Source organism: Pseudomonas sp. HMWF021 (genome assembly GCF_003061005.1).
In the GTDB taxonomy this organism is placed as follows: domain Bacteria; phylum Pseudomonadota; class Gammaproteobacteria; order Pseudomonadales; family Pseudomonadaceae; genus Aquipseudomonas.
The window spans coordinates 45315-54611 of record NZ_QAIK01000031.1 but is presented as its reverse complement, the minus strand read 5'-3'; the positions used below and the strand labels follow the sequence as shown (position 1 = coordinate 54611).

The following is a 9297-nucleotide window of genomic DNA, read 5'->3' as shown; positions in this document are numbered from 1 at the left end:
GTCCCGGCCAGTGCCGTGGTTGGTCCGGTGAAGCAGGCGGGCGTGAAACGTCTGCTGGTGGTCGGTGGTGCCGGTTCGCTGCTGCTGCCGGACGACACCCGGGTGATCGACAGCGCCGGTTTCCCCGCCGAGTACAAAACCGAGGCCAGCGCTGGCGCGGCGTTCCTCGAAGCCTTGCGTCAGGAGACGGATCTGGACTGGACTTTCCTCTCGCCGTCGGCCGAGTTCGTCGAAGGTGAGCGCACCGGCACCTTCCGGGTCGGCAAGGATCACTTGCTGGTGAGTGCCGAAGGGCGTAGCTGGATCACCTTCGCCGATTACGCGATTGCACTGCTCGACGAAGTGGAAACGCCGAAGCATTCGCGTCAGCGGTTTACCGTCGGCTACTGACCTGCAAACAAAACCCCTGTAGGAGCTGCCGCAGGCTCGGGCCGCGATCGGACGATCTTTTGACTTTGATTTTTAAAAACAAGATCAAAAGATCGCAGCCTGCGGCAGCTCCTACAGGGGAATGTGGTGTTTCAGCGGGTATGGGCTTGTTCCACCAGCCAGATCATCAGTTCCTCCAGCTGCGGCGACGCCTCCCCACCCTGCGGCATCACCACGTAGTAACCCAGCCCCGTCTTCACCTTCAGCTCAAACGGCATCACCAACCGCCCGGCGCGCAGGTCATCGCCGATCAGCGACCAGTCGCCAATCGCCACCCCCGTCCCATGCGACGCCATCGACATCGCCTGATCCAGCGTTTCGAAATGCTGGCCCGTGTTGACGTTGTTCAACTGCAACTCGGCCGCCGTCAGCCACACCGTCCAGTCCTGCGTATCGCGGGTCGGATGCAACAGCAGATGCTGTTGCAGATCGGCCGGTTCGCTCAGTGCCGGCGGGCCTTTCAATAATGCTGGCGAACACACCGGGGTCAGTTGCTCATCGAATAGATGCAGGGCAGTGGATGAGTTGTCCGGCGGCGTGCCGTAGATCACCGCGGCATCGAACTGCTCGCGCTGAAAATCAACGCCGTGGGCCAGCGTGGTGGTCAGTTTGACCGGTACGTCCGGGCGTTCCTTTTGCCATTGCAGCAGGCGCGGCACCAGCCAGCGCATCACGCAGCTCGGTGCCTTGAGCTGCAGGGTTTCGCGCTTCAAACCAATCTGCTCCGTGGCTTCGCTGATCAGGCCAAAGATCTTTTCCACCCGTGGCAGCCATTCACGTCCTTCGGCGGTCAGCTCCAGGCCTCGGGCCAGACGGATGAACAACTCATACCCCAGATGATCCTCCAGCCCGGCGATCTGCCGGCTCACTGCGCCCTGAGTGATGTGCAACTGCTCGGCGGCCCGGGTGAAGTTGCAGCACTGCGCGGTGATCAGAAACGTGTGCAGGGCGGGCAGGGGAGGCAGTCGTTTCATGTGGATCCAAGGTATGACGTGAGGACATGGCTAGTATGACTTTTAATCGATTGTTGCCGCTACCTGCCGCCCGTTCAATGAGCCCATTGAAGGGCCCTTTGTAGGAGTGAGCCTGCTCGCGATAGCGGTGTGTCAGTCACCGTAATGTTGAATGTGAAGACGCCATCGCGAGCAGGCTCACTCCTACACAAAGGCCTTGTGTCTCAAATGAACAAGAAGGGCAATCGACATGGCGACGTGTGGCGAAGTACTGGTCAAGTTACTCGAGGATTACGGGGTCGAGCAGGTGTTCGGCATTCCCGGGGTGCACACCGTGGAGCTGTATCGCGGGCTGGCCCGTTCGAGCATCAACCACGTCACTCCACGGCATGAACAGGGCGCCGGTTTCATGGCCGACGGCTATGCGCGCACCAGTGGCAAACCGGGTGTGTGTTTCATCATTACCGGCCCGGGCATGACCAACATCACCACCGCGATGGGGCAGGCCTACGCCGACTCGATCCCGATGCTGGTGATCTCCAGCGTACAGACCCGCAGCCAGTTGGGCGGCGGTCGCGGCAAGCTGCACGAGTTGCCGAACCAGAGTGCACTGGTCGGCGGTGTGGCCGCGTTCTCCCACACTTTGATGTCGGCGGCAGAATTGCCGGGAGTGCTGGCCCGTGCCTTCGCACTGTTCCAGGCCGGGCGTCCGCGCCCGGTGCACATCGAGATTCCGCTGGACGTGCTGGTGGAAGAAGCCGATGAACTGCTCGCCAGCATTCCGGTGAATATCGACCGCGCCGGGGCCGCTCCGGCAGCCGTACGGCGCATGAGCGAATTGCTGGCCGGCGCTAAACGTCCGCTGATTCTCGCCGGTGGCGGTGCCATCGATGCCGCCGCCGAGCTCACCGAACTGGCCGAATTGCTCGACGCCCCGGTAGCGCTGACCATCAATGCCAAGGGCATGTTGCCGTCCAGCCATCCATTGTTGATCGGCTCGACGCAAAGCCTGGTCGCGACCCGCGCATTGGTGGCCGATGCCGACGTGGTGTTGGCGATCGGCACTGAACTGGCGGAGACCGATTACGACGTGACCTTCGCCGGCGGCTTCGAGATTCCCGGCAAGCTGCTGCGCATCGACATCGACGCCGATCAGACCGTGCGCAACTATCCGCCGCACGTGGCGTTGGTCGCCGACTCGCGCAACGCCGCACAAGCGCTGCTCGGCGCACTGTCGCAGCAGTCGCTGGCCGAGCGGCGCAACGATTGGGGCCAGGTACGGGCGGCGCGTCTGCGTGATGAGCTGGCCGCAACCTGGGATGCGCCAACACTGGCCCAGACCCGTTTTCTGGAAACCGTCCTGCACGAGTTGCCGGACGCGGTGTTCGTCGGCGACTCCACGCAACCGGTGTACACCGGCAACCTCACCTTCAACCCGGAGCGACCACGGCGCTGGTTCAACTCATCCACCGGTTACGGCACCCTCGGTTACGCCCTGCCGGCGGCGATCGGCGCGTGGCTCGGCGGCAGCGTCGAGGGCGGCGCTCGTCCGCCGGTGGTGTGCCTGATCGGCGACGGCGGCTTGCAGTTCACCCTGCCGGAACTGGCCAGCGCGGTTGAAGCGCGCACGCCGGTGATCGTGCTGCTCTGGAATAACCAGGGCTACGAAGAGATCAAGAAATACATGGTCAACCGCGCCATCGAGCCGGTCGGCGTCGATATCTACACCCCAGACTTTATTGGCGTGGCCAAGGCCCTGGGCTGCGCCGCCGAAGCGATCAGCTCGGTTGAGCAATTGCGTGGCGCGCTGCGTGCGGCGACTGACCGCCAAGGCCCGACCGTGATCGAAATCGACCAGACCCAATGGATGCAGGCGGTGGCCCAATGATCAGTTTCCCAACCACCCTCGATGGCTTGTACATCAACGGCCAATGGTCGGCCGGGCGTCAACACCTGCGGGTGATCAACCCGGCGACCGAAGCGCTGCTGACCACGGTCAATGGCGGCGATGAACGCGCGGTTGATCTGGCCGTCAGCGCGGCCACTGAAGCGTTCAAGCGCTGGTCGAAAACCACTGGCGCCGAGCGTGGCGCGATTCTGCGCAACATCGCCAACGGCGTGCGCAATGGTCGTGATCACTTGATGAAGCTGCAGTCGAGCAACAACGGCAAACCGCAATTCGAAGCGGCTATCGACGTCGATGACGTGATCGCCACGTTCGAGTATTACGCCGAGCTCGCTGAAGGCCTCGATGCACAACTGGACAGCAACGTGGCGCTGCCCAGTGATGACTTCAGCGCGCGTCTGCGCCGTGAACCGTGCGGTGTGGTCGGGCTGATCGTGCCGTGGAATTTCCCGATGGTCACCACCGCGTGGAAACTTGCGCCAGCCTTGGCCGCCGGTTGCTGCGTGGTGCTCAAACCGTCGGAAGTCACGCCGCTGCCGGAGCTGGAACTGGCGGCGATCATCGCCGAGTCCGGTCTGCCCGACGGTGTGTTCAACCTGGTCTGCGGCACCGGGCTGGCGGTCGGTGCGCCGCTGTCGGCGGATCCGCGCATCGCCAAGATCTCCTTCACCGGCAGCAATGCCGTCGGCGTGCAGGTGATGCAGCGCGCCGCCGAAACGGTGAAGGGCGTGAGCCTGGAACTGGGTGGCAAATCTTCGTTGCTGGTGCTCGAAGATGCCGACCTGGAACTGGCCGTGGAACTGGCTTGCGGCGGCGGATTTTTCAATGCCGGGCAAATGTGCTCGGCCACCAGTCGCGTGCTGGTTGCCGATGAGCTGGCCGATGAGTTTTTAGAGCGTCTGCAAAAGCGCGCGCAAGCGATTCGCGTGGCAGACCCGTTTGACCCGGATGTGGAGATGGGCGCGCTGGTCAATCAGGCGCAATACCAGCGCGTGCTCGGTCACATCGACCGTGGCCTGAGTGCCGGGGCCAAGCTGGTGTGCGGTGGCAATCGTCCGGCGCATCTGCCGCGCGGCTATTTTTTGCAGCCGACTGTGTTCACCGACGTGCCCCTCGACAGTGCGCTGTGGTGCGAAGAGATTTTCGGCCCGGTGCTGTGCGTGCGCCGTTTCAGCAGCGAAGCCGAGGCGATTGCGCTGGCCAACGACAGCCAGTTCGGGCTGGTCGCCAGTGTGGTGACGCGTAACGCCGAGACTGCAGACCGGGTCGCCAACGCCCTGCAGGCGGGGCTGGTGTGGCTCAACGCGCCGCAAGTGATCTTCCCGCAGACGGCGTGGGGCGGCTACAAGCAGAGCAGCATCGGCCGCGAATTGGGGCCGTGGGGCCTGGCTGCGTTTCAGGAAATCAAACACGTGATCCGGGCGCTCTGAACGCCCGAAAACGGTGAGCGCATGCCTCGCAACGAGGCATGCGCGGGTGTCATGGCTTCGATGAGTTTTTATCGATAGTCAGGTGTATTGCACGACCTCAGGATGAACCCGTCGGCAGCGCTGCAGGCCTTTTAGCACAAGGCCTGCAGCGGATCCGGCCGCGCGGATGCAACGGTTGCGACCAACCTCATACTTAAAAGAACAAAGGGAGTCCGTCATGGGCGAGCACGATCTGAACAGGCGTCAATTCATTAAAACCGTGGGCGTCGCCTCGGTAGCGGCGGCGGCCCTGAGCATGCCCTTCATCCGGGCCAGCGCCAGCGACACGCGATTCGCCGGCAAGACCTTGCGTCTGCTGACCTGGTCGGATGACACCGGCCTCGCCGCACTGCGCAACATCGCCGCCACGTTCGAGGCCAAGACCGGCGCCAAGGTCATCGCCGACCGCACCGGCAGCACCTCGGAAATGGTCGCCAAACTCAAGGCCGGCGGTGATCGTCCGCAGTACGACATCATCACCCTGGCCGGGGTTGGCGCCGAAGGTCTGGCCGCCGCCGGGCTGCTGGAAAAACCCGACCTCAACCGCATTCCCAACCTGATCGACGTACCGGAAAAATACCGCACCGGCGCCAACGGTCACGGCATCGGTTACCTGCTGTGGTGCAACAGTCTGGTCTACAGCACCCGCACCCAGAAAGAAGCGCCCACCAGTTACGCTGCGTTGTGGGACGCTGATCTGGCGCCGAACATTTTCCTGCCGCCGCCGAACTGGACCGAGGCCATGGACCTGATCATTATCGCCGCGAAACTCGCCGGCGGTGACGAACACAACATCGAACCGGGCTTCAAGAAACTCGCCGAGCTCAAGGATCGCGTGGTCACCCTCGGCGAAAACCCGAACCAGATTGCCGAACTGTTCCGCACCGGATCGTTGGACATGGGCGGCCTGTACGCCCCGGCATTCTTCCCCAAGCAGATCCGCGATCCGAACTACGGCCTCGGTGCCACGTTCGGCATGAAGGAAGGTTTCTACACCGACCTGATGCTCTCGGTAATGCCGAAGAACCGTCCAGGCGACACCGACCTGGCCTACGCCTTCATCGACCACTCTCTCGACCCGCTGGTGCAGGGCAAAATGGCCGAAGACATCTTCAACGGCCCGGTCAACGCCAAGGCGATCATCTCCGCCGAAGCGCGCAAGAACCCGTACATCCTCACCCCGGAGCAGATTGCCGAGAAGGCGATCATGCACGACAACGCCTTCCTGGCGACCGTGCATGACCAATGGATTCGTCGTTATACGGAAATTTTTTCTTCCTGACCGAGAGCCGAGCACAGGCCCTGAGAGTGCCACAAATCAAATGTGGGAGCGGGCTTGCTCGCGAATGCAATCTGTCAGTCGACATTGTTGCTGACTGAACCACCGCTTTCGCGAGCAAGCCCGCTCCCACAGGAGATTGAGGTGTTTGCGAGATTAGCTTTCCATTGACGAGATCATTGCTATGGAACATCAATCCCTGACCCAACCGGTCGGCGCCGCTGACGTGCGCCCGGCGCGCGGTGTTTCGCCGACTGCCCGGGCGTGGTTTTTCCTCACGCCGTCGATGCTGTTTCTCGGTGTGCTGATCGCTGCCAGCCTGCTGGTGCTGCGCATGAGCGTCGGCACCAAAGGCGCGGAGTGGAGCGGGTTCAGCCTCGCCAGCTACGCACAATTGCTCGAACCCTATTACCTGAAATCCCTGCTGCTGACCCTGCGTCTGGCGCTGATCAGTGCGGTGATCGCCGTGCTGTTGGCGATCCCGGTGGCGTACACCATGTCGCGTCTGACCTCGCCGTTCGTGCGGCGGATTTTTCTCGCCGCGGTGCTGTTGCCGCTGCTGGTCAACCTGCTGCTGCAAAGCTACGGCTGGCTGGTGATTCTCGGCCCGGGCGGAATGCTCAACCAGACGCTGATGGGCCTGGGCCTGATCAAGCGACCGATCATGTTGCTGTACAACCAGAACGGCGTGCTGATGGGCTTGGTGCAAACTGCGTTTCCATTGGCCGTGTTGCCGATTGCCAGCGCCATGCGCGGTGTTGCGCGCACCTACGAAGAGGCGGCCGCGACACTCGGCGCCAGCCGTTTTCAAGTGTTCCGTCAGGTGGTGCTGCCGATGAGTCTGCCGGGAATCATCACCGGGGCGACGCTGGTGTTCGCCTACAACGCCAGCAGCTTTGTCGTGCCGTTGCTGCTCGGTGGCCGCCGTGTACCGATGCTCGCGGTGATGGTGCATGACCAGATCGCGCCGCTGATGAACTGGCCTGCCGCGTCCGCTGCCGGGGTGGTGCTGATCGTCACCACGCTGGCGATCATGACCCTGTCCGAATACATCACTGGCCGTCGTCGGCGTCTGCTGGAGGCTTCGCAATGAGTACCCTGACCAACAAGCGCATGGCGCTGCTGCCCGGCGACACCGGCAAGTTCGCCGGAATCCTCTCCGGGTTCATTCTGCTGCTGGCGGTGTTGCCGATCCTGACCATGATCGTGATGTCGTTCAGCGGTGCGTCGAACCTCGACTTCCCGCCCAGCAGCTACAGCCTGCAATGGTACAAGGCGGCGTGGCACACCTTCGTCTCGCCGGACGCCAGCGACGTGCTGAGCCTCGGCCAGGCGATGGCTACCAGCCTGCTGGTGTCGTGCCTGACCATGGTCTTCGCCACGCTGATCGCGGTGCCCGCCGCCTATGCGCTGACCCGTTGCGAGTTCCGTGGCAAAGCCGTGGCGCTGCAGCTGATGTCGCTGCCGCTGGTGTTCCCGATGGTGGTGTTGGGGCTGGCGTTGCTGCTGGTGTTCGACAGCCTGCCATTCCACCTGACCACCTCGCGGCTGGTGATTGCCCACGTGATTCTGGCGCTGCCGTTCGTGGTGAAAAACTGCACCGCTGCCATGCTCTCCATCGGCAGCGAAGTCGAAGAGGCGGCGCGGATGCTCGGCGCCTCACCGCTGCGGGCGATTGTCGACGTGGTGGTGCCGTTGATGAAGTCGGGGATTCTGGCGGGGATGCTGCTGGCGTTCATCGTCTCGTTCAACGAATTCACCGTGACCTATTTCCTCTACACCATCGACGTCATGACCGTGCCGATCTGGATGTACAGCCGCACCGTGTCATCGCTCGACCCCACCGTGTTCTCGTTTGCCGTGCTGATCGTGCTGATCGACTTCGTTCTGATCTGGGCGCTGGAAAAGCTGGTGGGCGAGGGCGGCGTTTCCTTTTGATTTGAGGTGCAACATGACTGGTCTGATTCTGGAAAACGTCGAGAAATTCTACGGCTCGGCTTGCGCGGTACAAGACGTCAATCTGCATTTGCCGGAAGGCAAACTGGTGTGTTTTCTCGGCCCGTCGGGCTGCGGCAAAACCACCTTGCTGCGGATGATCGCCGGGCTGGAAACCCTTACCGGCGGCGAGATTCGCCTCAACGGCGAGAACATCGGCCACACCCCGGCGCACCTGCGCAACTTCGGCATGGTGTTCCAGTCGCTGGCGCTGTTCCCGCACATGACCGTCGGCGAGAACATCGCCTATCCGCTGAAACTGCGCGGCGTCAGTAAGGCGGAGCAGCAGGCGCGGGTGGTGGAGTTGCTGGAGCTGATCCAGCTGCAAGCGATGATCGACCGCCCGGTGGCGAAACTCTCCGGCGGGCAACGGCAGCGGGTGGCGATTGCCCGGGCCATCGCTTCGCGGCCGAAAATTCTTCTGCTCGACGAACCGCTGTCGGCGCTGGACGCCAAGTTGCGCGAGTCGATGCAGGTGGAAATCCGCCAGTTGCAACAGCGCCTGAACATCACCACGATCATGGTCACTCACGACCAGCGCGAAGCCATGACCATGGCCGACATCGTCGTGGTGCTGGGCGAACACAAGGTGCAGCAGGTGGGCACGCCGATCGAAATCTACCGGCACCCGGCCAACGAATTCGTCGCCGACTTCATCGGCTCGGGCAACATCTTCCCGGCCACGGCGCTGGGCGATGGCAAGGTCAGTTTGCCGGGCGGTGATGCGCTGCAAGTGCCGATCTGCAGCAGCATCGAGGTGGGGCAGAAGGTGAAGATGCTGATTCGCCCGGAAGACCTGCAACTGTCCGCGCCACAAGCCACGGCGGGCAATCGCTTGCTCGGCAAGGTGACGTTCGTGCGCGATATCGGCGCGACCATCGAGACTACGGTCGAGTGTTCCGGGGTGACGTTCACGGCGTTGAGTACGCCGTGTCAGGGGATTGGTTTGGGGATCGGGCATCCGGTGTCGGTGACGTTGCCGAGCGAGGCGTGTCGGGTACTCGGTGCCTGATTCTGGATTGAGGTTGTCTTGACTGGCCCCATCGCTGGCAAGCCAGCTCCCACAGGTTTTTCGGGGGTGCACAACTTCTGTGTTCAGCACAAAACCCTGTGGGAGCTGGCTTGCCAGCGATGGCGTCAGTCGTTACAACACAACACCTTGATCAGACCGACTGCCGCAACCGCGCCAGATCCCGCAACGGTGGCGCACCAAACAAGCGGCTGTACTCGCGGCTGAACTGCGACGGGCTTTCATAGCCCACGCGA

8 protein-coding genes and 1 pseudogene are annotated in these 9297 nt (G+C 62.7%); 7 read left to right on the top strand and 2 right to left on the bottom strand.

Annotated elements, in window-relative coordinates; all coding sequences use genetic code 11:
- A partial coding sequence (locus tag DBR18_RS03515) for an NAD(P)-dependent oxidoreductase (protein WP_158275036.1) occupies positions 1–390 on the top strand: 390 nt, incomplete at its 5' end.
- 131 nt (positions 391–521) lie between these two features.
- Here DBR18_RS03515 and DBR18_RS03510 read toward each other — a convergent pair.
- Positions 522–1403, bottom strand: coding sequence for a LysR substrate-binding domain-containing protein (locus DBR18_RS03510; protein WP_108589272.1), 882 nt, complete (start codon positions 1401–1403; stop codon positions 522–524).
- Positions 1404–1632: 229 nt separating this feature from the next.
- Between DBR18_RS03510 and DBR18_RS03505 the strand changes: the two genes are divergently transcribed.
- The 6 genes from DBR18_RS03505 to DBR18_RS03475 all read left to right on the top strand — a co-directional run bounded on the left by DBR18_RS03505 (position 1633) and on the right by DBR18_RS03475 (position 9043).
- A complete protein-coding gene (locus DBR18_RS03505) occupies positions 1633–3270 on the top strand; it encodes a 5-guanidino-2-oxopentanoate decarboxylase (RefSeq protein ID WP_108589271.1) in 1638 nt (545 codons plus the stop codon).
- A complete protein-coding gene (locus tag DBR18_RS03500; protein WP_108589270.1) occupies positions 3267–4718 on the top strand; it encodes an aldehyde dehydrogenase family protein in 1452 nt (483 codons plus the stop codon). Before DBR18_RS03505 ends, DBR18_RS03500 begins: the two co-directional genes overlap by 4 nt.
- 217 nt (positions 4719–4935) lie before the next feature.
- Positions 4936–6039 (top strand): ABC transporter substrate-binding protein, encoded by a 1104-nt coding sequence (locus DBR18_RS03495; protein ID WP_108589269.1) that lies wholly within the window; start codon positions 4936–4938, stop codon positions 6037–6039.
- A 181-nt stretch (positions 6040–6220) separates the two neighbouring features.
- Complete coding sequence (locus tag DBR18_RS03485) at positions 6221–7129, top strand: ABC transporter permease (RefSeq protein WP_007965862.1); 909 nt, start codon at positions 6221–6223, stop codon at positions 7127–7129.
- A complete protein-coding gene (locus DBR18_RS03480) occupies positions 7126–7974 on the top strand; it encodes an ABC transporter permease (RefSeq protein ID WP_096795112.1) in 849 nt (282 codons plus the stop codon). Before DBR18_RS03485 ends, DBR18_RS03480 begins: the two co-directional genes overlap by 4 nt.
- A gap of 13 nt (positions 7975–7987) precedes the next feature.
- A complete protein-coding gene (locus tag DBR18_RS03475; RefSeq protein WP_108589268.1) occupies positions 7988–9043 on the top strand; it encodes an ABC transporter ATP-binding protein in 1056 nt (351 codons plus the stop codon).
- Positions 9044–9194: 151 nt separating this feature from the next.
- Here the strand turns inward: DBR18_RS03475 and DBR18_RS28660 are convergent.
- A pseudogene (locus tag DBR18_RS28660) lies at positions 9195–9297 on the bottom strand (AraC family transcriptional regulator CmrA); the annotation flags it as partial.